The following is a 23,665-nucleotide window of genomic DNA, read 5'->3' on the forward strand; positions in this document are numbered from 1 at the left end:
CCTTTGTGTCCCGAAGACCAGGACGCACTGTCCATGAGCCGGTGACGGGGACCATCCGCCAGCCAATCGGAAGCACGGGAAGAGATGTCGGCACCCAATAAGTCGTACGACCCTGTCGAGGTCGAGGCGTTGAAACCGGAAGAGATCGAGCGCATGCGGGACGAGGCGCTCGCCGCCTTCGCCGCCGCGGACTCCCTCGACGCGCTCCAGGAGGCCAAGGTCGCCCACACCGGCGGCACCTCCCCGCTGGCCCTCGCCAACCGCGAGATCGGCGCCCTGCCCCCGCACGCCAAGGCGGCCGCGGGCAAGCTGGTCGGCCAGGCACGCGGCGCCGTGAACAAGGCCCTCGGCGTCCGCCAGGCCGAGCTGGAGGCCGAGCGGGACGCCCGCGTACTGGTCGAGGAGGACGTGGACGTCACGCTGCCGTACGACCGCGTACCGGCCGGCGCCCGCCACCCGCTGACCACGCTCTCCGAGCGCATCGAGGACATCTTCGTGGCCATGGGCTACGAGGTCGCCGAGGGCCCCGAGGTCGAGGCCGAGTGGTTCAACTTCGACGCGCTCAACATCGGCCCCGACCACCCGGCCCGCGGTGAGCACGACACCTTCTTCGTGGCCGGCCCGGAGGGCGGCACCGAGTCCGGCGTGGTGCTGCGCACCCACACCTCGCCCGTCCAGATCCGCTCGCTGCTCGACCGCGAGCTGCCGGTCTACGTGATCTGTCCTGGCCGGGTCTACCGCACCGACGAGCTGGACGCCACGCACACCCCGGTCTTCCACCAGGTCGAGCTGCTGGCCGTGGACGAGGGCCTGACCATGGCCGACCTCAAGGGCACCCTGGACCACATGGTCCAGTCGCTGTTCGGCGAGGGCATGAAGACCCGGCTGCGGCCGAACTTCTTCCCGTTCACCGAGCCGTCCGCCGAGATGGACATGGTGTGCTACGTGTGCCGCGGCGAGTCCGTCGGCAACCCCGACCGGCCCTGCCGCACCTGCTCCAGCGAAGGCTGGATCGAGCTGGGCGGCTGCGGCATGGTCAACCCGCGGGTGCTCACCGCCTGCGGTGTCGACCCGGAGAAGTACAGCGGCTTCGCCTTCGGGTTCGGCATCGAGCGGATGCTGATGTTCCGCCACAACGTCGAGGACATGCGAGACATGGTCGAGGGTGACGTCCGGTTCACCCGGCCGTTCGGGATGGAGATCTGATGCGGGTCCCGCTTTCTTGGCTGCGGGAGTACGTCGACCTGCCGGCGACCGAGACCGGCCGTGACGTACAGGCCAAGCTGATTTCGGCCGGCCTGGAGGTCGAGAGCGTCGAACACCTCGGTGCCGACCTCAAGGGCCCCCTGGTCGTCGGCCAGGTGCTGACCATCGAGGAGCTGGAGGGCTTCAAGAAGCCGATCCGCTTCTGCACCGTCGACGTCGGCCACGCCAACGGCAACGGTGAGCCCCAGGAGATCGTCTGCGGAGCCCGCAACTTCGCCGTCGGCGACAAGGTCGTCGTGGTCCTGCCCGGCGCCACCCTGCCGGGCGGCTTCTCCATCTCCGCGCGCAAGACCTACGGCAAGACCTCCCACGGCATGATCTGCTCCAGCGACGAGCTGGGCATGGGCGACGACGGCACCAAGGGCATCATCGTGCTGCCGCCGGAGACCGAGGTCGGCCGGGACGCCGTCGAGCTGCTGGAACTGGTCGACGAGGTCCTCGACATCGCCGTCACCGCCAACCGCGGCGACTGCCTGTCCATCCGCGGCGTCGCCCGCGAGACCGCCATCGCCTACGGCCTGCCGCTGCGTGACCCGGCGCTGCTCGACGTACCGGGCCCGAACGCGTTCGGCTACCCGGTCCAGGTCTCCGACCCGGCCGGCTGCGACCGCTTCACCGCCCGCACGGTGACCGGCCTCAGCCCCGAGGCACGCTCCCCGATCTGGCTGCGGCGCCGGCTGCAGAAGGTCGGCATGCGCCCGATCTCGCTCGCCGTGGACGTCACCAACTACGTGATGATGGAGCTGGGCCAGCCCCTGCACGCCTACGACCGCGGCCTGGTCCGGGGCGCCATCGGGGTCCGCCGGGCCGAGCCGGGCGAGAAGCTCACCACCCTCGACGGCGTGGCGCGCACCCTCGACGCCGAGGACCTGGTCATCACCGACGAGCGCGGCCCCATCGGCCTCGCCGGTGTCATGGGCGGCGCCGACACCGAGATCGCCGATCACGAGGACGTGGAGAACGCCACGACCGAGGTCGTCATCGAGGCCGCCCACTTCGACGCCGTCTCCATCGCCCGTACCGCCCGCCGGCACAAGCTGTCGTCCGAGGCGTCGCGCCGCTTCGAGCGGGGCGTCGACCCGGCCGCCGCCGCGGCCGCCGCGCAGCGGACCGTGGACCTGCTGGTGCTGCTCGCCGGCGGCACGGCCGAGGCCGGCGTCACCGAGGTCGTCGCCCCCTCCGCGCCGCACACCATCACCGTCCCGGCGAACCACCCGGACCAGGTCGCGGGCGTCGAGTACGGTCGTGAGACCGTCGTGCGCCGCCTCCAGGAGATCGGCTGCGACGTCTACGGGCAGGACGAGCTGATCGTCACCGTCCCGTCCTGGCGGCCCGACCTGCTGGAGCAGAACGACCTGGCCGAAGAGGTCATCCGCCTGGAGGGCTACGAGAACCTGCCCTCCACGCTGCCCAAGCCGCCGTCCGGCCGGGGTCTGACCCACCGCCAGCGGCTGCACCGCCGCGTCGGCCGGGCGCTGGCCGGCGCCGGGTACGTCGAGGCCCCGAACTACCCGTTCATCGGCGAGCAGGTCTTCGACCAGCTCGGCCTGGCGTCCGACGACCCCACCCGCCGGGTCGTCAGGCTCACCAACCCGCTGAACGACGAGGAGCCCGCGCTCCGTACGACGCTGCTGCCGGGCCTGCTGGGCGCGCTGCGGCGCAACGACGGCCGGGGCTCGCACGACCTGGCGCTGTTCGAGACGGGGCTGGTCTTCCACCCGCGCGGGGAGCAGCGGCGCGCCGTCGCCCTGCCCGTGGACCGGCGGCCCACCGACGAGGAGATCGCCGGGCTGAACGGCGAGCTGCCCGAGCAGCCGCGCCATGCCGCCGTCGTCCTCGCGGGCGCCCGCGAGCAGGCCGGCTGGTGGGGCGCGGGCCGCCCGGCCGACTGGGCCGACGCCGTCGAGGCGGGGCGTCTGGTCGCGCGTGAGGCCGGTGCCGAGCTCACCGTCCGCAAGGGCGCGTACGGGCCCTGGCACCCGGGCCGGTGCGCCGAGTTCACGGTCGTCGCCGACGGCACGGAGACGGTCGTGGGGCACGCGGGCGAGCTGCACCCGCGGGTGCTGAAGGCGCTGGGACTGCCCGCCCGCACCTGCGCGATGGAGCTGAACCTCGACGTGCTGGAGCGGGTCGGAGACGACACCCCCCAGGCGCCGGGCATCTCCACGTTCCCCGTCGCCACCCAGGACGTCGCCCTCGTGGTGGACCGCCCGGTGCCGGCCGTCGAGGTCGAGGCGGCGCTGCGGGAAGGCGCCGGCGCGCTGCTGGAGTCCATCCGGCTGTTCGACGTCTACGAGAACGAGGACCAGCTGGGGGACGGGAAGAAGTCGCTGGCCTACGCCTTGCGGTTCCGCGCCGGTGACCGGACCCTGACCGTCGACGAGGCGTCGGCGGCCCGGGACGCGGCGGTCGCCCTCGCGGGCGAGCGCACGGGGGCCGTTCTGCGCGGCTAGCCGTCCCGCCGCCGCGGTGGGGGGCTGCCGGTACGGCCCCCCACCCCTGAGCGGTCACTTCACTCATCCGGGTGATGAACTCGGGCGGTATGGCCCGCCTGGGTCATGGACTCGACACAATCGGACCGGTCCTTCGGGGCCGGTCTGTCTGTGCTGTCCGGGCCTGGATGGGGGGCCATCGACATGTTCGGCATCAGGCGGCCGCTGCGGCGAGTCCTCGCGTCGGGGTTGCCCATGGTCTGGGGCGCCGTCGCGATCGCCTACAAGATCGTCTGCCCGCTCGCCCAGCAGACCTCGCTGGGCGCCCGGCTGGTCAGCAGCGCCGTGTTCTTCGCCGTCGGCACCGGGCTGGTCTGTCACGTGCGGCGGGCCCTGATACGGGAGCTGCGGCAGGTCCGGCGGGTCGCCGGAGCCGCGCAGAGCGTGCTGCTGCGACCGTTGCCGCCCCGCGTCGACGGGCTGGACGTCGCCGCCGCCCAGCTCTCCGCCGACCGCGGCGCCGGCGTGGGCGGCGACCTCTACGACGTGATCGCCGGGGAGCACGGCGTACGGGTGGTGATGGGCGACGTCCGCGGGCACGGACTGGCCGCGCCGGCCACCGTCGGCGCCCTGCTAGGCGGTTTCCGCGAGGCCGCCCACGACGAGCCCGACCTCGCCGGAGTGCTGCGCAGACTCGACCGCACCCTGGCCCGGCATCTGCGCCAGCGGGCCCGGGAGGAGCACCCGGCGGTGAGCGGACGCGACCCGGACCACCCGGTCGCGGAGGAGTTCGTCACGCTGCTGCTCCTGGAGATCGCCCGGGACGGCGAGGTCCGCGCCCTCAACTGCGGTCACCCCTGGCCGTATCTGATCAGCGGCGACCGGGTCGAGCCCGGGTGCCGGACGGACCCGCTGCCACCGCTGGGCCTCTTCCCCCTCCCGCCCGACCTGGCGGCCACCTCCTGCGGACCGCTGCTCCCTGGCGAGTCCCTGGTCCTCTACACGGACGGCGTGGAGGACGCCAGGGATGCCAGGGGCCGCTACTTCTCGCTGCCGGCGGCCTTGCGCCGGGTGGCCCGTCACCCGACCCACCTCGTCCCCCGCACCGTCGTCTCCGCGCTCGTCCGGCACACGGCGGGCCGGCCGCAGGACGACATGGCGCTGCTCGCCCTGCGCAACGACCGTTCCCCGCACCCGACTTCGCGGGCGCCGGCGAGCGCCGGACGGGCCGCGGCGCACCGCACCGGATGACGCGTCGCCCAGCGGTGAACCGGGTCGCCCAGCGGTGAACCGGGTCGCCGTAACAACGAGGGGGAGCCGGCGACCCGGCATTTCAGTCAACCGACTCGAAACGCTCCGCGACAGTGCGCGCACCCTGCGGATTCGGGCACTTGGTTCACACCCCGTGTGAACGCGGAGCCACTACGCTGACGACCACCGAGGCGACCGGGGGGCACCCATGCAGCCCAACACTCTGCTCGACGCGATCCTGGACGAGGCGGGCATCTCGCACGCCGGTCTCGCCGCCCACGTCAACCAGGCGGGACGCGCCCGCGGACTCTCCCTGCGCTACGAACACACGGCGGTCGCCCGCTGGTTGAAGGGCCAGCGGCCGCGCGGCCAGGTGCCCGACCTGATCTGCGAGGTGCTCGCGGTCCGGCTGCACCGGTCGGTGACCCTGGACGACATCGGCCTCGGCGTCCCGGGTGAGCCGGCCGCCCCGCACGCCGGTTCGCTCTCCGGCTTCGTGGAGCGGGCCACCGCCCTGTGGCGCTCCGACGAGCAGCAGCGCCCCCACCTCCTGGGCGCCCCGGCGGTCACCGGGACACCGGCCGTGATGCCGGTGTGGGAGTGGGAGAACCCGCCCGAGGACGTGGACGTCTCGCGCGGCGGCCGGCACCGGGTCACGCCGGCCGACATCCACATGCTGCGTGCGGCCCGCACCCACTACGAGCAGATGTACCGCAAGGCGGGCGGCGTGGCGACCCGCTCCCGGATCGTCGGGTTCCTCAACGCCGAGGCGGCGCCCCTGCTGCGCGGCGGGTACACCGACGCCACCGGACGCCAACTGCACCGCGCGACCGGGGGCCTGGTGGCGGTCGCCGGTATCTGCGCCTACGACTCGGACGCGCACGGGCTCGCCCAGCGCTACTTCCACCAGGCGCTGCGCCTCGCGAAGGCCAGCGGGGACCGGGGGCTGGGCGCGTACGTCATCGCGCTGCTGGTCAACCAGTCGCTGTTCATGCGGGAGTACCGGCAGGCCGTCGCCTTCGCGGAGGCCGCGCTGCGCGCCGCCGGCCACCACATCACCCCCGCACTGGTCTCCGACCTGTACGCGATGCAGGCCAAGGCGTACGCCCACCTCGGCGACGGCGGCAGCGCGCTGTCCTGCATCCGGCGCGCGGAGGCCGCCGCCGAGCGCATCAGGCCCGGCGGTGAGCCCGACGAGACCGGGTACGTGCAGCCGGGCCTGGTGAACGTGCAGGTGGCGGAGGCCCTGCTGAGTCTCGGTGATCTGAACGCGGCGGCCGAGCACGCGGCGGCCGCCGTGGACAACCCGGCGCACGACCGGGGCCGGGTGCACCGGCTGGCCATGCTGAGCACGATCGAACTGCGGCAGGGCAACGCCGACAAGGCCGTGGCCATCGCGGTGCAGATGGCCGAGCAGGCCCGGGGGATGGAGTCGCAGCGGCTGCGCGACAGACTCCGGGCGGTGCGTGAACACCTGGTGCGCAGCGGCGGCGCCGGCACCGCGGAAGCCGCCGAACTGATCGACGGAGCACTGCGGGTACCGCTGTAGACGTGCCGTGGGCCCGGCTCCGGGCCGCCGTGGGTCCTGACCCGTTCCGTGTCCCTGCTGCGATATTGCCCCTTACCCAACGGAAGGTGGCAGAACCGTGCAGTGGACGAAACAGAACGAACAAACGGTGTATGAGAACCGCTGGTTCAGCGTCAACCTCGCGGATGTCGAACTCCCCGACGGCCGCCATCTGGACCACTTCCTGATCCGGCTGCGGCCGGTCGCCGTCGCCACGGTGGTCAACCCGGCCAACGAGGTGCTGCTGCTGTGGCGGCACCGCTTCATCACCGACAGCTGGGGGTGGGAACTCGCGGCCGGTGTCGTCGAGGACGGTGAGGAGATACGCGCAGCGGCGGCGCGGGAGCTGGAGGAGGAGACCGGCTGGCGGCCGGGGCCCCTGCACCACCTGATGACCGTGGAGCCGTCCAACGGCCTGACCGACGCCCGGCACCACGTCTACTGGTCGGACGAGGGCGAGTACCTGGGGCACCCCGTGGACGCCTTCGAGTCGGACCGGCGCGAGTGGGTCCCGCTCAAACTCGTGCCCGACATGATCGCCCGCGGGGAGGTCCCGGCCGCCAACATGGCGGCCGCGTTACTGCTCCTGCACCACCAGCGGCTCGGCTAACGACCGAGCGCCTGCCAGACCGCGACGACGAGGGCGCCGATCCCGGTGACCGCCGCGAGCGACGGCAGCGGCCAGCGGCGGTGCTCCAGGGTGATGACGCGGGTGCTCAGCTGGTCCAGCTCCCTGGCGGTCTCCTTGGTGCGATGGGTCAGCAGGGCGAAGCCCCCCTCGACGCGGGCGTACGCCACGTCGAGCCGGCGGCGTAACTCTGCGAGTTCCTCGGTGGTCACGGGATGTTCGGACTCGGCGGTCACGTCTCCGCTCCTTTCCGTGGTCGACTCACGTGGATTCACATCCCTTGCATGCGCATGAAGAGTCAACTCGCCTGGTGGGCGCGGGGGGAGCGTGTGCGCGGGGCATATGCGGGTCCCTCGCGCACACGGTGTGTGAATGCCGAGGGCCCGGCGCTCGGAAGAGCGCCGGGCCCTCGGTGGCCACGGTCCGTGGTCAGTACGTGTAGAAGCCGGCGCCGGTCTTGCGGCCCAGCCGGCCCGCGTCGACCATGCGCTGCAGCAGCGGGGGAGCGGCGTACAGCGGCTCCTTGAACTCGTCGTACATCGACTGCGCGACCGACGCCACGGTGTCCAGCCCGATCAGGTCGGACAGCTTCAGCGGGCCCATGGGGTGAGCGCAGCCCAGCTCCATGCCGTTGTCGATGTCCTCCCGGCTGGCGATGCCGGTCTCGAACATCCGGATGGCGGAGAGCAGGTAGGGGATCAGCAGCGCGTTCACCACGAAGCCGGAGCGGTCCTGGGCGCGGATGGCGTGCTTGCCCAGCATCTTCTCGGCGAACAGCTGCGCCCGGCCGAGCGTGCCCTCGGAGGTGGTCAGCGCGGGGATCAGCTCGACGAGCTTCTGCACCGGGGCCGGGTTGAAGAAGTGGACGCCGACGACCTGGTCGGGCCGAGAGGTGGCGACCGCGAGTTTCACCAGGGGGATGGAGGAGGTGTTGGAGGCGAGGATGGCGTCCGGACGGGTCACCACCTGGTCGAGGACCTGGAAGATCTCGGTCTTGACCTGCTCGTTCTCCACGACCGCCTCGATCACCAGATCGCGGTCGGCGAACTCCCCGAGGTCGGTGGTGAAGCTGAGCCGCTCCTGGGTGGCGTCCCGCTCCTCCTCGGTGATCTTGCCGCGCTCGGCGGCCTTGGCCAGGGAGTTGAACAGCCGGGTGCGGCCGATCTCCAGGGCCTCGCCGGTGGTCTCGGCGACCCTGACGTCGAGTCCGGCGCGGGCGCACACCTCGGCGATGCCCGCCCCCATCTGCCCGCAGCCCACCACGCCGACGCGTGCGATGTCTCCCGCTGGGGTGCCCGTCACATCGTTCCCTTCGCCTGTCTTCGTCCCGGCTGTGCGGCGCAGGCCCTCCGGGTCGCGGCACGCCTGCTCCGATCGTGCACGTTACTAGTAAGTATCGATGATCGATCAGCAGGGTGGCGGCATGCTGGGGCGCGGACGCGATCCGTGACCGGGCGGATCCACTGAGTTCTCGGGACAAGCCATGGGACGACTGACCCGACGGGCCTTCGCGCTCGCGGCCCTGACCGCGGTCACGACGACGGGCTCGGCGGCGGCCGCACCCGCGGCCGCGCCGGTTGGCACCGGCCATCCGCGTGCGGAACCGGCCGAGATGCGGGGCATGTGGGTGGCGAGCGTCGCCAACCGGGACTTCCCCTCCCGGGCCGGGCTGACCGCCGCCGAACAGCGCGCCGAACTGCTCTCCTGGCTGGACCTCGCGGTACGCCGACGGCTGAACACCGTGATCCTCCAGGTCCGGCCGACCGCCGACGCCCTGTGGCCCTCCCCGTACGAACCCTGGTCCGAGGTGCTGACCGGCACCCAGGGCAGGGCCCCGGGCTGGGACCCGCTGGGCACGGCCGTCACGGAGGCGCACGCCCGCGGGCTGGAGCTGCACGCCTGGTTCAACCCCTACCGGATCGCCCAGCACGCCGACCCCACCCGCCTGGCCGCCTCCCATCCCGCCCGCCGGTATCCGCAGTGGGTGGTGCGGTACGCCGGCAAGCTCTACTACAACCCGGGGCTGCCGGAGGTCCGCGCCTTCGTCCAGGACGCCATCCTCGACGCCGTGCGCAAGTACCCGCTCGACGCCGTCCACTTCGACGACTACTTCTACCCGTACCCGGTGGCGGGCCAGACCTTCGACGACGGTGACGCCTACGACCGCTACGGCGGCGGCCACTCCGGGCGGGCGGCCTGGCGGCGCGCCAACGTGGACCAGCTGATCGTGGAGACCGCCGGGCGCATCAAGGCGATCCGGCCGGCCACCCAGTTCGGGATCAGCCCCTTCGGCGTGTGGCGCAACGCGGCCACCGACCCGCGCGGCTCGGACACCCGGGCGCTGCAGTCGTACGACGACGTCTACGCCGACAGCCGCAAGTGGGTCCGCGAGGGCTGGCTGGACTACGTCTGCCCCCAGCTGTACTGGAACATCGGCCTGGCCGCCGCCGACTACGCCAAGCTGGTGCCCTGGTGGGCGGAGGTCGCGCGGGGCAGCCGCACCCGGCTCTACCTGGGGGAGGCGCTGTACAAGGCGGGTGACCCGGCGCAGCCCGCCGCCTGGCGGGATCCGGCCGAGCTGTCCCGGCACCTGACGCTCGCCAAGAAGTACCCCGAGGCGCGCGGCCATGTCTTCTTCGCGGCCCGGGAGGTGCGGACCGACCGGGCCGGGGCCCTGGCGCGGGTGATCGCCGACCACTACACGCGGCCGGCGAAGCCCCCGCGCTGAACTACCTCTGCATCCGTTGCTGGTCGCGGTGCCGGACCTCGCAGTCCGGGCCCGGTGACATGACGGCCTCGTGCCCGTCGGGGAAGCGGACGCGGTAGGGCGGGTTGCCCTGCTCGCCCATCACCTCGACGACCTCCGAGACCTGATCGTGCTGGCCCACCACCCTGCCGTGCTGGACAAGGTGGTCGCCCACCGATGCGCGCATCTGTCGGCCTCCTCACGATGTGTGCGGGAGCGGCTCCGTGGCATTTCGAGTCTACGGTGCGGTGGTCCGCCGGGAAGCGGGCCCGCTCGGCCCGGCCGCGGGCCGTCCGGCCCGTTCAGCCGCGTGCCCGCTGGGTGACCGCGATGCAGACCAGCACCGCCGCGGCCGTCAACGGGGCGGCCGCCGTCAGGTGCTCGCCGAGCAGGAGCACCGACCACACCAGTGTGAGCAGGGGCTGCGCCAACTGCAACTGACTGGCCTTCGGGACGCCGATCGCCGCCATGCCCCGGTACCAGACCACCAGCCCCAGGAACTGCGAGCCCGCCGCCACCCACAGCAGCCCCGCCACACTGTGCGCGGTCAGCCGGACCGGCTCGTGGGCGAGGGCGAGTGCCGCGGCGGGCAGGGTCAGCGGCAGGCACAGCACCAGCGCCCAGCCGATCACCTGCCAGCCCGGCAGCACCCGGGCCAGCCGGCCGCCCTCGGTGTACCCGGCCGCGCACACCAGCAGCGCGCCGAACAGGTACAGGTCGGCGGTGGTCAGGGCGCCGCCGCTCTGCCGCACGGTGAACACCCCGACCGCGCCCGCGCCGGCCAGCGCCGCCAGCCAGAAGGTGCGCGAGGGCCGGGTGCCCATGCGCAGCGCGGAGACCGCCGCGGTGGTCAGCGGCAGCAGCCCGACCACGACGGCGGCGTGCGCGGTGGTCGACGTCCGCAGCGCCAGCGTGGTCAGCAGCGGGAAACCCAGCACGACGCCGGCGCCGACCACCGCCAGCCCCGGCCAGTGCCGCCGTGCGGGCGGCGGTATCCGCAGTGCCAGCAGGCAGCCGCCCGCGATGACCGCGGCCAGCACGCTGCGCACGGCGACCAGGGACCAGGGCCCGAAGCCCTCCAGCCCCCAGGCGGTGGCCGGGAAGGTCAGCGAGAAGGCGACGACGCCGAGCCCCGCCTGCAGGGTGCCGGCCGACCGCGCCCGGACCGGACCGCCGACCGCTATCCGAGGTGAGGCGGTAGCGCTACTCTGTGTCTTCATGCAAGAGCGTAGCAGCGTGGACGAACTGGCGAATCAGCTGCGAAGAGAGCTGGACCGCTACTCTCCCGGTGGAAAGCTCCCGTCGAGCCGGGCGCTCGTCGACCGCTTCCGGGTCAGCCCCGTCACCGTCTCCCGGGCGCTGGCCCAGCTGGCCGCCGAGGGGCTGGTGGTGACCCGGCCGGGCGCCGGCGCCTTCCGTGCCCGGCCCCGGCCGCGGGCCGTGCCCGAGGGCGACACCTCCTGGCAGGAGGTCGCGCTGAGCGCCGGCGGCGCCGGCGATCTCGTACCGCGCTCCGTGGAGGCCGCCGGGGTCACCGTGTCGCTGGCCGCGCCGCCGCCCGGGGTGATCGAGTTCAACGGCGGCTATCTGCACCCCTCGCTGCAGCCCGAGCGCGCCATGGCCGCGGCGCTGGCCCGGGCCGGACGCCGCCCCGGCGCCTGGGGGCGGCCGCCGCTGGAGGGGCTGCCGGAGCTGCGGGACTGGTTCGCCCGCCAGCTCGGCGGGGGCGTGAGCGCCGCCGAGGTACTGGTGAGCGCCGGCGGCCAGGCCGCCCTGACCACCGCGCTGCGCGCGCTCGCCCCGCCCGGCGCGCCCGTGCTCGTGGAGTCGCCCACCTACCCCGGCATGCTCGCCATCGCCCGCTCGGCCGGCCTGCGCCCCGTCCCCGTCCCGGTCGACCCCGACGGCGTCAAGCCGCACCTGCTGGCCGACGCGTTCCGCGCGAGCGGTGCCCGCGTCCTCGTCTGCCAGCCGCTCTTCCAGAACCCCACCGGAGCCGTCCTCGCCCCCGAGCGGCGCGCCGAGGTGCTGCGCATCGCCCGGGAGGCCGGCGCCTTCGTCGTGGAGGACGACTTCGTGCGGCGGCTCGCCCACGAGGACGCCGGGCCCCTGCCCCGCCCGCTCGCCGCCGAGGACCCCGACGGCGTCGTCGTGCACATCGCCTCGCTGACCAAGGCCACCTCGCCGAGCTTCCGGGTCTGCGCGCTGGCCGCGCGCGGACCGGTCCTGGAGCGGCTGCGGGCCATCCAGGTCGTCGACATGTTCTTCGTGCCGCGGCCGCTGCAGGAGGCCACCCTGGAACTGGTCGGCTCGCCCGCCTGGCCGCGGCATCTGCGCACCGTCGCCGCGGAGCTGAAGGCACGCCGCGACGCCATGACCGCCGCCCTGCGGCTGCGGCTGCCGGAGCTCGGCCTCGCGCACGTGCCGTCCGGCGGCTACCACCTGTGGCTGCGTCTCCCGGACGGCACCGACGAGGGCGCGTTCACCGCGGCCGCCCTGCGCGCGGGGGTCGCCCTCACCCCCGGCCGCCCGTACTTCAGCGCCGAACCCCCGGCTCCCCATGTGCGCCTGAGTTTCGCGGCGGTCGCGGGGGAGAGCGAGATCAGCGAGGGCGTGCGGCGGCTGCGGGCCGCCTGCGACGAGGTTCTGCCCTGACCTGCGGCCGCGGCACCGATCAATCCGTTCGACACCACGGCCCCGACCTGAGAGGTTCCCGTCATGACCGACGGCTACGAGATCTCCGCCGACCCCGCCCGCATCGACGCCGAGCGCGTCCACCGCTGGCTGTCCACCGACGCCTACTGGGCCCTCGGGCGCCCCCGCGAGAAGCAGGACCGGGCGATCGAGGGGTCGCTGAACTTCGGCGTCTACGACACCGCCTCCGGGGAGCAGGTCGCCTACGCCCGCGTGGTGACGGACCGGGCGACCTTCGCCTGGCTGTGCGACGTGTACGTCGACCCGGCGGTGCGCGGCAAGGGACTCGGCACCGCCCTGGTGGCCGCCGTGCGGGACCGGCTGGCGCCGTACGGGCTGCGCCGGATCATGCTCGCCACCCATGACGCGCACGGCGTGTACGAGAAGCTCGGCTTCGCGCCGCTTCAGCGGCCCGAGCACTGGATGGCGCTGGGCTCCGGCTGACGCTCCGCCTGCCCGGAACACCTGCCGGGGAACTCTCGATAACTCCGAGGTAACACCTCTTGACCTGCGTAGTTTCGCGGCTCACCATCCACGCATGTCACTTCGGGTCACGTTCGTCGCCGCCGCGCGCAGCACGCCCCTGATGGCGGAGCGCTTCGAGGACGACCAGCCGCTGGACCAGGCAGGCTGGGGCGAGGTGCAGCGCGCCGCGGGCGGGCTGGTCCCGCTGGCCGCGGCCGACCTGCGCTACTGCTCGCCGACGCCGCGCAGCCGGGCCACCGGGGACGCGCTCGGCTACGCACCGCTGGTGCAGCTCGCGCTGCGGGACTGCGACATGGGTCGCTGGCGCGGCTTCACCCTGGGCGAGGCGATGGCCCGTGAGCCGGAGGCGGTGGACGCCTGGCTGGCCGATCCGCGCTCGACACCGCACGGCGGCGAGTCGCTGACCGCGTTCATCGTGCGGGTGGGGGCCTGGCTCGACACGCGGCCGGTGGGCGACGGCGGCCGGATCGTGGCGGTGGCGGAGCCGTCGGTGATCCGCGCGGCGCTGGTCTACGCGCTCAAGGCCCCGCCGGCGACGTACTGGAACATCGACATCCGCCCCCTCTCCACGACCACGGTGACCGGGCTGGGCGGGCGCTGGAACCTGCGCTTCGACGGGTGACGCAAGCCTGCGGGGGCGGCCGCCGCGGCTCCGCCCGCCCCTTGATCGTTGTGTGAACCATTGACGCCCTGTCACCTCTTGCCTATCTTTCGTTCGAAGTGCTGACCAGTGTCCGATATCCCGAACATCTGTGTACAGAGAGCCGCGGAGCCCACATGTCACGCACCCGCTGGAGACTCGGTCTCAGCGTCACCGCCCTGCTCGCCGCCTCGGCCGCGCTGCCCGCCCCCGCCCAGGCCGCCGCCGTCACCGACTACACGATCACCGTCGACCCGGCCGCCCGGGGCGCGTCCATCGCCGACACCATGTACGGCGTGTTCTTCGAGGACATCAACCGGGCCGCGGACGGCGGCCTGTACGCCGAACTCGTGCAGAACCGGTCCTTCGAGTACTCCGCCGTCGACAACCGCTCCTACACCCCGCTGACCTCCTGGTCCGTCGACGGCACGGCTCAGGTGCGCGACGACTCCGGCCGGCTCAACGACCGCAACCGCGCCTACCTCTCCCTGGACGCCGGTTCGTCGGTGACCAACAGCGGCTACAACACCGGCGTCCGGGTCGAGAAGGGCAAGAGGTACGACTTCTCGGTGTGGGCCCGCGCCGAGAGCGGCACCACCCTCACCGTCTCCCTCACCGACGCCCCCGGCCCGCTGGCCACCGCCCGCCGGGTCGCGGTCGAGGGCGGCTGGGCACAGTACAGGGCCACCTTCACGGCCGGCCGCACCAGCAGCTACGGCCGGCTCACCGTCGCCTCCACCGCCCCGGTCGCCCTCGACATGGTGTCCCTTTTCCCCCGGGACACCTACCGCGGCGAGCCCAACGGACTGCGCAAGGACCTCGCCGAGAAGATCGAGGCCCTCAGGCCCGGCTTCGTCCGCTTCCCCGGCGGCTGCCTGGTCAACACCGGCTCCATGCAGGACTACAGCGAGGCCGGCGGCTGGCAGCGCGCCCGCTCCTACCAGTGGAAGGACACCGTCGGCCCGGTCGAGGAACGCGCCACCAACGCCAACTTCTGGGGCTACAACCAGAGTTACGGGCTCGGCTACTACGAGTACTTCCGCCTGGCCGAGGACGTCGGAGCCATGCCGCTGCCCGTCGTCCCCGCGCTGGTGACCGGCTGCGGACAGAACCGCGCCGTCGACGACGAGGCGCTGCTCCGGCGGCACATCCAGGACACCCTCGACCTCGTCGAGTTCGCCAACGGCCCGGCCACCTCCACCTGGGGCAAGGTCCGCGCCCGGATGGGCCACCCCGAGCCGTTCCACCTCACCCACATCGAGGTCGGCAACGAGGAGAACCTGCCCGAGGAGTTCTTCGCGCGCTTCCAGAAGTTCCGGGCCGCCATCGAGGCCGAGTACCCGGAGATCACCGTCATCTCCAACTCCGGCCCGGACGACACCGGCGCGATCTTCGACACCGCCTGGAAGCTCAACCGCGACGCGGACGTCGCCCTGGTCGACGAGCACTACTACAACAGCCCGCAGTGGTTCCTGCGGAACAACGACCGCTACGACTCCTACGACCGCCAGGGCCCCAAGGTGTTCCTCGGCGAGTACGCCTCCCAGGGCAACGCCTGGCGCAACGGCCTCGCCGAGGCGGCCTTCATGACCGGCCTGGAGCGCAACGCGGACGTCGTCCGGCTGGCCTCCTACGCACCGCTGTTCGCCAACGAGGACTACGTGCAGTGGCGTCCCGACATGGTCTGGTTCAACAACCACGCCTCCTGGAACTCGGCCAACTACGAGGTCCAGAAGCTGTTCATGACCAACACCGGCGACCGCGTGGTCCCCTCGCGGGCCAGCGGCACACCCGCCGCCGGCGGCCCGATCACCGGCGCCATCGGCCTGTCCACCTGGGCCACCAGCGCGGCGTACGACGACGTGAAGGTCACCGCCGCCGACGGCGCCCCCCTCTTCGACGACGACTTCTCCGGCGACGCCTCCCGCTGGACCCACACCGGCGGCGGCAGCTGGAGCATCCGGGACGGCCAGTACGTCCAGACCGACGAGGCGGCCGAGAACACCCTCGTCCAGGCCGGCGACCCGAGCTGGCACGACTACGACCTGCACGTGAAGGCCACCAAGAAGTCCGGCAAGGAAGGCTTCCTCGTCGCCTTCGGAGTCAAGGACACCGGCAACTACTACTGGTGGAACCTCGGCGGCTGGAACAACACGCGGTCCGCCGTCGAACAGGCCGCGGACGGCGCCAAGTCCACGCTGATCACCAAGGCCGGATCCGTCGAGACCGGGCGCGCCTACGACCTCGACGTCAAGGTGCGGGGCCGCCAGGTGACCCTCTACCTCGACGGCCAGGAGTGGGGCAGCTTCACCGACGACCAGAAGGCCGAGCCCTTCCGCCAGGTCGTCACCGAGGACCGGCACACCGGTGAGCTGATCGTCAAGGTCGTCAACGCCCAGGACGCCCGGGCCCGCACCGCCATCGACCTCGGCGACGTCAAGGTCCGCTCCCGGGCCCGGGTGACCACGCTGGCGGCCGCCGCCGACGCGGTCAACACCGAGACGGACACCCCGGTCACGCCGGTGACCTCGACCCTCGACGGGGTGTCCGCGAGGTTCACGTACACCTTCCCGGCGAACTCGGTGACGTTCCTGCGGATCAGACAGAGGTAGCGCTCACGCGGACCCGGATCAGGCGGGCGAACCCGGTGTCCCGTCCGCGGGCTGCTGCCCGACCGGCAGCAGCCCGCGCTCGGCGAAGACCTTCTTCGCCACCAGCGTCGCGTTGAGCGCCCGCGGGAACCCGCAGTACCCGGCGGAGTGCAGCAGCGCCTCGACGATCTGTCCGGGCGTGAGACCCACGTTCAGCGCGGCGTTGACGTGCACCTCCAACTGGGCCTCGCAGCCGCCGAGCGCGGTGAGCGCGCCCAGCGTCACCAGCTGGCGGTCGCGCGGCACGAGGCCGGGCCGCGCGTAGATCTCGCCGAACCCCCAGGCGACGATCTGGTGGGCCAGCTCCGGGCTGATGTCGGCGAGCGAGTCCACGACCCGCTCCCCGGCCTCGCCGTCGACGCTCCGCAGCACGTCCAGTCCCCGGGCGAAGCGCTCCGCGCGCGTGGTGCTCCCGCTCGTGTCGGGCTCTCGGTCGGTCATGAACACGACCCTAGAGCCTGGAGTGCGCTCGCGGGGGGAACGTCAGCGGCCGTCGCGGCGCAGCCACCCGAGCCGGGGGTCCTCCGGTCGAGGCGGTCCCCCTTCGCCGCACGGCGGCAGCCCCTTGGAGCGCTCGTCCAGGGTCACCGTGGGCGCGATCCGGCGCAGCGTGGCGCGGACCGGGGTGAGCGGGTGCGCCCGGCACTCACCCAATTGCATAAACGTGCAGCGAAACGTATAGTCATGCCATCCAGGAGGAGGAGTCCATGGCAGTACGTGCGGCAGTGGCCGGAGCGAGCGGATACGCGGGCGGCGAGGTTCTGCGGCTGCTGCTGGCCCACCCCGAGGTCGAGATCGGCGCCCTGACCGGGAACTCCAACGCCGGGCAGCGGCTGGGCGCGCTCCAGCCGCACCTGTGGCCGCTGGCCGACCGGGTGCTGAGCGAGACCACCGCCGAGACGCTCGCCGGGCACGACGTCGTCTTCCTGGCGCTGCCGCACGGCCAGTCCGCCGCCGTCGCCGAACAGCTCGGCCCCGATGTCCTCGTGATCGACATGGGCGCCGACTTCCGTCTGAGGGACGCCGCCGACTGGGAGGCCTTCTACGGCTCCCCGCACGCCGGCACCTGGCCCTACGGCCTCCCCGAACTTCCGGGCGCCCGCGCCGCGCTGGAGGGGTCCAAGCGCGTCGCGGTGCCCGGTTGCTACCCCACCGCCGCGACCCTCGCCCTCTTCCCGGCGTACGCGGCGGGCCTCGCCGAGCCGGAGGCGGTGATCGTCGCCGCCTCCGGCACCTCCGGCGCGGGCAAGGCCCCGAAGGCCCACCTGCTGGGCAGCGAGGTCATGGGCTCCATGACGCCGTACGGCGTCGGCGGCGGCCACCGGCACACCCCCGAGATGATCCAGAACCTCAGCGGGGCGGCCGGCGAGCGGGTCTCCGTCTCCTTCACACCGACCCTCGCGCCGATGCCCCGCGGCATCCTCGCCACGTGCAGCGCGAAGGCCGTCGACGGGGTGACGGCTCAGGCGGTCCGCGCCGCCTACGACAAGGCCTACGCCGACGAGCCGTTCGTCGGCCTGCTCCCCGAGGGGCAGTGGCCCGCCACCGCGTCCGTGTACGGCTCGAACGCCGTCCAGATCCAGGTCGCGTACGACGCGGCGGCCGGCCGGATCATCGCGATCAGCGCCCTCGACAACCTCACCAAAGGCACCGCGGGCGGTGCCGTCCAGAGCATGAACCTCGCCCTGGGACTCGACGAGACCACCGGACTGACTACGATCGGAGTTGCGCCGTGAGCGTGACGGCAGCCAAGGGATTCACGGCGGCGGGCATCGCCGCCGGGATCAAGGAGAACGGCAACCCGGACCTGGCCCTCGTGGTCAACCACGGGCCCCGCCGCGCCGCCGCGGGCGTCTTCACCGCCAACCGCGTCAAGGCCGCTCCGGTGCTGTGGTCCGAGCGGGTCGTGCAGAGCGGTCAGGTGTCCGCCGTCGTCCTCAACTCCGGCGGAGCCAACGCCTGCACGGGCCCGAAGGGCTTCCAGGACACCCACGCCACCGCCGAGAAGGTGGCCGAGGTCCTGGGCCGCGGCGCCATCGAGGTCGCCGTCTGCTCCACCGGCCTCATCGGCGTCCTGCTCCCCATGGACAAGCTGCTGCCCGGCATCGAGACCGCCGCCGCCCAGTTGTCCGAGCACGGCGGCGAGAAGGCCGCCATCGCCATCAAGACCACCGACAGCGTCCACAAGACCTCCGTCGCGGCCCGCGACGGCTGGACCGTCGGCGGGATGGCCAAGGGCGCCGGCATGCTCGCCCCCGGCCTCGCCACCATGCTCGTCGTCCTCACCACCGACGCGGACGTCGACCAGGAGACGCTGGACTCGGCCCTGCGGGCCGCCACCCGCGTCACCTTCGACCGCGTCGACTCCGACGGCTGCATGTCCACCAACGACACGGTGCTGCTGCTCTCCTCCGGCTCCTCCGGCACCGCCCCGGACCCCGCGGAGTTCGCGGAGGCCGTCCGCCAGGTCTGCGACGACCTCGGCCGGCAGCTGATCCGCGACGCCGAGGGCGCGAGCAAGGACATCAAGGTCGAGGTCGTCAACGCGGCCACCGAGGCCGACGCCGTCGAGGTGGGCCGCTCCATCGCCCGCAACAACCTCCTGAAGTGCGCCCTCCACGGCGAGGACCCCAACTGGGGCCGGGTGCTCTCCGCCATCGGCACGACGACGGCCGCCTTCGAGCCCGACCGGCTCAACGTCGCCATCAACGGTGTCTGGGTCTGCAAGAACGGCTCGGTCGGCGAGGACCGCGAGAAGGTCGACATGCGCTACCGCGAGGTGCACATCGTCGCCGACCTCGCGGCCGGCGCCGAGACCGCCACGATCTGGACCAACGACCTCACCGCCGACTACGTCCACGAGAACAGCGCCTACTCGTCATGACCAACACACCCGCGCGCAAGCACACCGCCCTGCCCAAGGCCCAGATCCTCATCGAGGCACTGCCCTGGCTGGTGCGGCACAACGGCAAGACCGTCGTCATCAAGTTCGGCGGCAACGCCATGGTCGACGAGGACCTGAAGGCCGCCTTCGCCCAGGACGTCGTCTTCCTGCACCACGCCGGCCTCAAACCCGTCGTCGTGCACGGCGGCGGCCCGCAGATCAGCGCCGCCCTCGACCGGCACGGCATCGTCAGCGAGTTCAAGGCCGGCCTGCGCGTCACCACCGAGGACGCCATGGACGTCGTACGGATGGTGCTGGCCGGCCAGGTCCAGCGCGAACTGGTCGGGCTGCTCAACCGGCACGGCCCCCTCGCCGTCGGCCTCACCGGTGAGGACGCGCACACCATCACCGCCACCAAGCACCAGCCCGAGATCGACGGCGAGCCGGTGGACATCGGGCGGGTCGGCGAGATCACCGACATCGACACCGGCGCGATCGAGGCGCTGCTCGCCGACGGCCGCATCCCGGTCGTCTCCTCGATCGCCCGCAGCAAGGACGACGGGCATGTCTACAACGTCAATGCTGATACGGCGGCTGCGGCACTCGCTGCGGCACTGGGCGCCGAGACCCTCATGGTCCTCACCGACGTCGAGGGCCTCTACGAGGACTGGCCGAACTCCGACGAGGTGATCAGCCGCCTCACCGCGTCCCAGCTGGAGAAGCTGCTGCCGGAGCTGTCCTCCGGCATGGTCCCGAAGATGGAGGGCTGTCTGCACGCCGTCCGGGGCGGGGTGAACACCGCGCGCGTCATCGACGGCCGGGTCCAGCACTCGATCCTGCTGGAGATCTTCACCGACGAGGGCATCGGCACGATGGTCGTGCCCGACGCGGACACCGAGGGGGAGTCGTGACCAACGAGGAGCTGACCACGCGCTGGCAGGGCGCGCTCATGAACAACTACGGCACCCCCCGCCTGGCCCTGGCGCGCGGCGCCGGGGTGAAGGTGTGGGACGCCGACGGCCGGGAGTACCTGGACTTCGTCGGCGGCATCGCCACCAACGCGCTCGGCCACGCCCACCCGGCGATCGTGGAGGCGGTGAGCCGGCAGATCGGCTCCCTCGGCCACATCTCCAACCTGTTCCTGGCCGAGCCGACGGTCGCGCTCGCCGAGCGGCTGCTGGAGCTGTTCGGCCGCGACGGCCGGGTGTTCTTCTGCAACTCCGGCGCCGAGGCCAACGAGGCCGTCTTCAAGATGGGCCGGCTGACCGGCCGGACCCACGTCGTAGCCACCGACGGCGGCTTCCACGGCCGGACCATGGGCGCCCTCGCGCTCACCGGCCAGCCCGGCAAGCGGGAGCCGTTCCTGCCGCTGCCCGGCGAGGTCACCCACGTCCCGTACGGCGACGCCCAGGCGCTGGCCGCCGCCGTCACCGAGGACACCGCCCTGGTGATCATCGAGCCGATCCAGGGGGAGAACGGGGTCGTGGTCCCCCCGCCCGGCTATCTGAAGGCGGCCCGGGCGATCACCGCGGCCACCGGCGCGCTGCTCGTGCTCGACGAGGTGCAGACCGGCGTCGGCCGCACCGGGCACTGGTTCGCCTACCAGGCCCACGAAGGGGTGCTGCCCGACGTGGTCACCCTGGCCAAGCAGCTCGGCGGCGGCCTGCCGCTCGGCGCGACGGTCGCCTTCGGGCGCGCGGCCGACCTGCTGGGGCCGGGCCAGCACGGAACGACGTTCGGCGGCAACCCCGTCGCCTGCGCGGCCGGGCTGGCCGTGCTCGACACCATCGCCGCCGACGGGCTGCTGGAGAACGTCAAGCGGCAGGGCGAGCGGTTGCGGGACGGTGTCGAGTCGCTGAACCACCCGTTGATCGACCATGTCCGGGGCGCGGGCCTGCTCCTGGGTATCGTGCTCACCGAGCCCCTCGCGCCCCAGGCGCAGCAGGCGGCTCAGGAAGCCGGGTTCCTGGTGAACGCGCCCGCCCCCGACGTCATTCGGCTGATGCCGCCGCTGAATCTCGGCGATGACGACGTGGAGGCGCTGGTGCGGGCCCTGCCCGGCATCCTCGACGCAGTGGGTGGGGACCGACGAGCCGGAGAATGAGACGACCATGAGCCAGGCGCAGGACCACGATCAGCACGGGGCCGGGCCCGCCGTGCCGCAGACCCGCACCGCACGGCACCGGCGGATCGTGGACATCCTCAACCGGCAGCCGGTGCGCTCGCAGAGCCAGCTGGCGAAGCTGCTCGCCGACGACGGGCTGAGCGTCACACAGGCGACGCTCTCCCGGGACCTCGACGAGCTCAACGCCGTGAAGATCCGCAACACCGACGGGGACCTCATCTACGCGGTGCCCAGCGAGGGCGGCTTCCGCACCCCGCGCGCGCCGCTGGGGGAGTCGGCCAAGGAGGAGCGGATGCGGCGGCTCTCCTCGGAACTGCTGATCTCCGCGGAGGCCTCGGCCAACCTCGTCGTGCTCCGGACGCCACCCGGTGCGGCCCAGTTCCTGGCGTCGGCCATCGACCAGGCCGAACTGCACGACATCCTCGGGACGATCGCCGGCGACGACACCCTGCTGCTGATCAGCAGGGAGCCCAGCGGCGGGCAGGCCCTCGCCGACCACCTGCTGCGGCTGGCGCAGAACGGTCACTGAGGGGCGGGCCGGGGTGGCGTTTCGGGGGTGGGGGTGCGGTGGTGTGTCGCGCAGTTCCCCGCGCCCCTGAGAGTGCGCCCGGGGCGGGCGTTGCGGGGCGGGCCGCGGACTTCGTAGGGGCCGGACGGGCGGCCCGCCGGGCGCGTGGTTTCCCGTGCCCGGCGCGCCCGGTCAGCCCAGGCGGGCCGCCAGGCCACCCGTGCAGCGGACCTCGTCGCCGGCCGTGATGAGGAGGGCCTCGACGTCGGGAAGGGTCTCCAGCCAGGCCAGCCCGGCCCGGGAGCCCATCGCGAAGGCGGCGGTGGCCCAGCAGTCCGCCCACGTCAGCCGAGGGGCGACGACCGTCACGGCGACCAGGTCCGTCACCGCCGACCGGGCGGTGCGCGGATCCACGATGTGCGCGCCCCGCTCCGCCGTCCCCGAGGTCGCCACGGCCAGCTCGCCGACCCCGGCCGCCGACACCACCGCGGCCAGGCCGCCCGGCCGCAGCGGATCCGAGACCCCGACCCGCCAGGGCCGCTCCGGCGCCGGCGCGCCCAGCAACTGCACGTCCCCGCCGCCGTTCACGCTGACCCCGCTCACCCCGCGCACCTCCGCCAGGCCGCGCGCCACCCGCTCCACGGCCCACCCCTTGACGATTCCGGTCGGGTCCAGCCGCCCCTCGTAGCGCATGCTGAACCAGCCCTCGCTCAGCGACTGGGCCCGGCCGCCCAGCTCCAGCACCTCGGCGACCATCGGGTCGCACTCGCCGACGGTCAGCTCCCCGCGAGCCAGCCGCGAGACGTCGCTGTCCTCACGGTAGGTGCTGAACACCTCGTCGATCCGGTGCAGCCCGGCCACCGCCGTTTCCAGCGCCGACCGGACCGCACCGGGTTCCCCGCCGCGGACGTCGAAGGAGAAGACCGTCCCCATGACCTCCTCCGCGTGCCGCACCGCGGCGGGAGTCGTCTCAGCCACCGGCCTGGTCCAGCGCGGACTGCAGTGACTGCTGGTACCCGGTGCTGGTGTACGTCGCCCCGGACACCGTGTCGATCTGCGCGCTCTGCGCCGCGACCGCCGCCTGGTTGAGCTTCGGCACCGCGTCCGCGGTGATCTGGTCGCTGCGCCCGCCCTTGGGCGCCTGCACCGCCTCGGCGGCGGTGATCTTCCCGGCGCTGACGGTGATCCGCACCTGCACCGGCCCGTACTGCGTCTGCGCCACCGACCCGGTGAACGTCCCGGAGGCCTGCGCGGCGCCGGACTCCCCGGCCCCCTTCCCGGACCCCTCGGCGGCCCCGCCGCCCCCGGCGTTCGCCTTGTCGATCGCCGACTGCAACGACTGCCGGTAGCCGGTGCTGGTGTACGTCGCCCCGGACACCATGTCGATCTGCGCGCTCTGCGCCGCGACCGCCGCCTGGTTGAGCTTCGGCACCGCGTCCGCGGTGATCTGGTCGCTGCGCCCGCCCTTGGGCGCCTGCACCGCCTCCGCCTGCGTGATCCTGCCGTTGCTCACGGTCAGCCGGACCTGCACGGCCCCGTACTGGGTCTGCGCCGCGTCCCCCATGACGGTGCCGGCCGCCGGGGCTCCCGCCCCGCCCTGGGCGGACTCCTGGTTCACCGCCGACGAGCCGGGCGGCGAGCCCGCCGCCGAGGCGGCGGCCGGGTCCGACGCCGGCTTCATCGACAGCAGCAGCACGATGCCGGACACGGTCGCCGCGGTGGCGAGCACGACACGCCGGACGGGGTGGCTCTTCCTCATCTGTTCCAAGCTCCTGATCTCGCGAGGC

The 23,665-nt window shown here is 73.0% G+C and carries 23 protein-coding genes; 15 read left to right on the plus strand and 8 right to left on the minus strand.

The annotated features are described in order from the left end of the window. Positions 1-84: 84 nt before the first annotated feature. The 5 genes from pheS to ACSLTV_RS10040 all read left to right on the plus strand — a co-directional run bounded on the left by pheS (position 85) and on the right by ACSLTV_RS10040 (position 7,126). Positions 85-1,206, plus strand: coding sequence for a phenylalanine--tRNA ligase subunit alpha (gene pheS / locus ACSLTV_RS10020; RefSeq protein WP_432134501.1), 1,122 nt, complete (start codon positions 85-87; stop codon positions 1,204-1,206). Further along, positions 1,206-3,719, plus strand: a complete 2,514-nt coding sequence (pheT, locus tag ACSLTV_RS10025) for a phenylalanine--tRNA ligase subunit beta (RefSeq protein ID WP_432134500.1) — start codon at positions 1,206-1,208, stop codon at positions 3,717-3,719. The genes pheS and pheT overlap by 1 nt, the downstream gene beginning before the upstream one ends. 183 nt (positions 3,720-3,902) lie before the next feature. Beyond that, positions 3,903-4,949 (plus strand): PP2C family protein-serine/threonine phosphatase, encoded by a 1,047-nt coding sequence (locus tag ACSLTV_RS10030; RefSeq protein ID WP_435611989.1) that lies wholly within the window; start codon positions 3,903-3,905, stop codon positions 4,947-4,949. A gap of 208 nt (positions 4,950-5,157) precedes the next feature. Then, complete coding sequence (locus tag ACSLTV_RS10035) at positions 5,158-6,498, plus strand: transcriptional regulator (protein WP_435611990.1); 1,341 nt, start codon at positions 5,158-5,160, stop codon at positions 6,496-6,498. Positions 6,499-6,595: 97 nt separating this feature from the next. Continuing rightward, positions 6,596-7,126 carry an NUDIX hydrolase gene (locus ACSLTV_RS10040; protein WP_432134497.1) on the plus strand — a complete coding sequence of 177 codons (531 nt, stop codon included), beginning with the start codon at positions 6,596-6,598 and terminating at the stop codon, positions 7,124-7,126. On the opposite strand, the gene ACSLTV_RS10045 is transcribed toward ACSLTV_RS10040, so the two are convergent. Together ACSLTV_RS10045 and ACSLTV_RS10050 are read right to left on the minus strand one after the other, a co-directional pair. Then, entirely contained in the window at positions 7,123-7,380 is a 258-nt protein-coding gene (locus ACSLTV_RS10045; RefSeq protein ID WP_432134496.1) for a hypothetical protein, read from the minus strand. The two genes, ACSLTV_RS10040 and ACSLTV_RS10045, sit on opposite strands and share 4 nt — an antisense overlap. A gap of 193 nt (positions 7,381-7,573) precedes the next feature. Further along, a complete protein-coding gene (locus ACSLTV_RS10050; RefSeq protein ID WP_432134495.1) occupies positions 7,574-8,446 on the minus strand; it encodes a 3-hydroxybutyryl-CoA dehydrogenase in 873 nt (290 codons plus the stop codon). 181 nt (positions 8,447-8,627) lie between these two features. Here ACSLTV_RS10050 and ACSLTV_RS10055 point away from each other — a divergent pair, with 181 nt between their 5' ends. Beyond that, positions 8,628-9,872, plus strand: a complete 1,245-nt coding sequence (locus tag ACSLTV_RS10055; protein WP_435611991.1) for a glycoside hydrolase family 10 protein — start codon at positions 8,628-8,630, stop codon at positions 9,870-9,872. Between the two features lies 1 nt (position 9,873). Here the strand turns inward: ACSLTV_RS10055 and ACSLTV_RS10060 are convergent, their stop codons facing one another. Together ACSLTV_RS10060 and ACSLTV_RS10065 are read right to left on the minus strand one after the other, a co-directional pair. Then, on the minus strand, positions 9,874-10,077 hold the full coding sequence (locus tag ACSLTV_RS10060; protein WP_432134493.1) for a DUF1918 domain-containing protein: 204 nt from the start codon (positions 10,075-10,077) through the stop codon (positions 9,874-9,876). A gap of 115 nt (positions 10,078-10,192) precedes the next feature. Then, positions 10,193-11,110, minus strand: coding sequence for a DMT family transporter (locus ACSLTV_RS10065; protein ID WP_432134492.1), 918 nt, complete (start codon positions 11,108-11,110; stop codon positions 10,193-10,195). Here ACSLTV_RS10065 and ACSLTV_RS10070 point away from each other — a divergent pair. From ACSLTV_RS10070 to ACSLTV_RS10085, 4 genes are all read left to right on the plus strand, one after another. Beyond that, on the plus strand, positions 11,109-12,545 hold the full coding sequence (locus ACSLTV_RS10070) for a PLP-dependent aminotransferase family protein (RefSeq protein WP_432134491.1): 1,437 nt from the start codon (positions 11,109-11,111) through the stop codon (positions 12,543-12,545). The two genes, ACSLTV_RS10065 and ACSLTV_RS10070, sit on opposite strands and share 2 nt — an antisense overlap. 63 nt (positions 12,546-12,608) lie before the next feature. Further along, on the plus strand, positions 12,609-13,028 hold the full coding sequence (locus ACSLTV_RS10075; protein WP_432134490.1) for a GNAT family N-acetyltransferase: 420 nt from the start codon (positions 12,609-12,611) through the stop codon (positions 13,026-13,028). A gap of 94 nt (positions 13,029-13,122) precedes the next feature. Next, positions 13,123-13,692: a histidine phosphatase family protein gene (locus ACSLTV_RS10080; protein ID WP_432134489.1), complete on the plus strand. Its 570-nt coding sequence runs from the start codon at positions 13,123-13,125 to the stop codon at positions 13,690-13,692. Between the two features lie 155 nt (positions 13,693-13,847). Then, the gene (locus ACSLTV_RS10085) at positions 13,848-16,322 is read left to right on the plus strand and encodes an alpha-L-arabinofuranosidase C-terminal domain-containing protein (protein WP_435611992.1); all 2,475 of its coding nucleotides are present in this window, start codon (positions 13,848-13,850) and stop codon (positions 16,320-16,322) included. Between the two features lie 18 nt (positions 16,323-16,340). Here ACSLTV_RS10085 and ACSLTV_RS10090 read toward each other — a convergent pair whose 3' ends face one another. Both ACSLTV_RS10090 and ACSLTV_RS10095 read right to left on the minus strand, forming a co-directional pair. Beyond that, entirely contained in the window at positions 16,341-16,802 is a 462-nt protein-coding gene (locus ACSLTV_RS10090; RefSeq protein WP_432134487.1) for a carboxymuconolactone decarboxylase family protein, read from the minus strand. A gap of 42 nt (positions 16,803-16,844) precedes the next feature. Further along, on the minus strand, positions 16,845-17,021 hold the full coding sequence (locus tag ACSLTV_RS10095; protein WP_435611993.1) for a hypothetical protein: 177 nt from the start codon (positions 17,019-17,021) through the stop codon (positions 16,845-16,847). Between the two features lie 47 nt (positions 17,022-17,068). On the opposite strand from ACSLTV_RS10095, the gene argC reads away from it, so the two are divergent. From argC to ACSLTV_RS10120, 5 genes are read left to right on the plus strand one after another with little or no spacing between them, the layout of a single operon-like run. Continuing rightward, complete coding sequence (argC, locus tag ACSLTV_RS10100) at positions 17,069-18,097, plus strand: N-acetyl-gamma-glutamyl-phosphate reductase (RefSeq protein WP_432155707.1); 1,029 nt, start codon at positions 17,069-17,071, stop codon at positions 18,095-18,097. Beyond that, the gene (argJ, locus tag ACSLTV_RS10105) at positions 18,094-19,245 is read left to right on the plus strand and encodes a bifunctional glutamate N-acetyltransferase/amino-acid acetyltransferase ArgJ (protein ID WP_432134484.1); all 1,152 of its coding nucleotides are present in this window, start codon (positions 18,094-18,096) and stop codon (positions 19,243-19,245) included. Before argC ends, argJ begins: the two co-directional genes overlap by 4 nt. Next, a complete protein-coding gene (argB, locus tag ACSLTV_RS10110) occupies positions 19,242-20,156 on the plus strand; it encodes an acetylglutamate kinase (RefSeq protein ID WP_432134483.1) in 915 nt (304 codons plus the stop codon). The genes argJ and argB overlap by 4 nt, the downstream gene beginning before the upstream one ends. Beyond that, positions 20,153-21,349: an acetylornithine transaminase gene (locus tag ACSLTV_RS10115; RefSeq protein WP_435611994.1), complete on the plus strand. Its 1,197-nt coding sequence runs from the start codon at positions 20,153-20,155 to the stop codon at positions 21,347-21,349. The genes argB and ACSLTV_RS10115 overlap by 4 nt, the downstream gene beginning before the upstream one ends. A gap of 7 nt (positions 21,350-21,356) precedes the next feature. After that, positions 21,357-21,899: an arginine repressor gene (locus ACSLTV_RS10120; RefSeq protein WP_432134481.1), complete on the plus strand. Its 543-nt coding sequence runs from the start codon at positions 21,357-21,359 to the stop codon at positions 21,897-21,899. 171 nt (positions 21,900-22,070) lie between these two features. On the opposite strand, the gene ACSLTV_RS10125 is transcribed toward ACSLTV_RS10120, so the two are convergent. Then, positions 22,071-22,811, minus strand: coding sequence for an FAD:protein FMN transferase (locus ACSLTV_RS10125; RefSeq protein ID WP_432134630.1), 741 nt, complete (start codon positions 22,809-22,811; stop codon positions 22,071-22,073). 37 nt (positions 22,812-22,848) lie between these two features. Next, entirely contained in the window at positions 22,849-23,637 is a 789-nt protein-coding gene (locus tag ACSLTV_RS10130) for an FMN-binding protein (RefSeq protein WP_435611995.1), read from the minus strand. Positions 23,638-23,665: the final 28 nt, after the last annotated feature.

The sequence above is a fragment of the Streptomyces sp. bgisy159 genome, assembly GCF_965341775.1.
GTDB lineage: Bacteria > Actinomycetota > Actinomycetes > Streptomycetales > Streptomycetaceae > Streptomyces.

Coding starts and splice junctions, on each gene's coding strand:
- argC (WP_432155707.1), top strand. CDS start 17,069: ATGGCAGTACGTGCGGCAGTGGCCGGAGCGAGCGGATACGCGGGCGGC.
- ACSLTV_RS10070 (WP_432134491.1), top strand. CDS start 11,109: ATGCAAGAGCGTAGCAGCGTGGACGAACTGGCGAATCAGCTGCGAAGA.
- pheT (WP_432134500.1), top strand. CDS start 1,206: ATGCGGGTCCCGCTTTCTTGGCTGCGGGAGTACGTCGACCTGCCGGCG.
- ACSLTV_RS10090 (WP_432134487.1), bottom strand. CDS start 16,802: ATGACCGACCGAGAGCCCGACACGAGCGGGAGCACCACGCGCGCGGAG.
- ACSLTV_RS10085 (WP_435611992.1), top strand. CDS start 13,848: ATGTCACGCACCCGCTGGAGACTCGGTCTCAGCGTCACCGCCCTGCTC.
- ACSLTV_RS10065 (WP_432134492.1), bottom strand. CDS start 11,110: ATGAAGACACAGAGTAGCGCTACCGCCTCACCTCGGATAGCGGTCGGC.
- ACSLTV_RS10035 (WP_435611990.1), top strand. CDS start 5,158: ATGCAGCCCAACACTCTGCTCGACGCGATCCTGGACGAGGCGGGCATC.
- ACSLTV_RS10075 (WP_432134490.1), top strand. CDS start 12,609: ATGACCGACGGCTACGAGATCTCCGCCGACCCCGCCCGCATCGACGCC.
- ACSLTV_RS10130 (WP_435611995.1), bottom strand. CDS start 23,637: ATGAGGAAGAGCCACCCCGTCCGGCGTGTCGTGCTCGCCACCGCGGCG.
- pheS (WP_432134501.1), top strand. CDS start 85: ATGTCGGCACCCAATAAGTCGTACGACCCTGTCGAGGTCGAGGCGTTG.
- ACSLTV_RS10030 (WP_435611989.1), top strand. CDS start 3,903: ATGTTCGGCATCAGGCGGCCGCTGCGGCGAGTCCTCGCGTCGGGGTTG.
- ACSLTV_RS10080 (WP_432134489.1), top strand. CDS start 13,123: ATGTCACTTCGGGTCACGTTCGTCGCCGCCGCGCGCAGCACGCCCCTG.
- argB (WP_432134483.1), top strand. CDS start 19,242: ATGACCAACACACCCGCGCGCAAGCACACCGCCCTGCCCAAGGCCCAG.
- ACSLTV_RS10095 (WP_435611993.1), bottom strand. CDS start 17,021: ATGCAATTGGGTGAGTGCCGGGCGCACCCGCTCACCCCGGTCCGCGCC.
- ACSLTV_RS10055 (WP_435611991.1), top strand. CDS start 8,628: ATGGGACGACTGACCCGACGGGCCTTCGCGCTCGCGGCCCTGACCGCG.
- ACSLTV_RS10125 (WP_432134630.1), bottom strand. CDS start 22,811: ATGGGGACGGTCTTCTCCTTCGACGTCCGCGGCGGGGAACCCGGTGCG.
- ACSLTV_RS10060 (WP_432134493.1), bottom strand. CDS start 10,077: ATGCGCGCATCGGTGGGCGACCACCTTGTCCAGCACGGCAGGGTGGTG.
- ACSLTV_RS10120 (WP_432134481.1), top strand. CDS start 21,357: ATGAGCCAGGCGCAGGACCACGATCAGCACGGGGCCGGGCCCGCCGTG.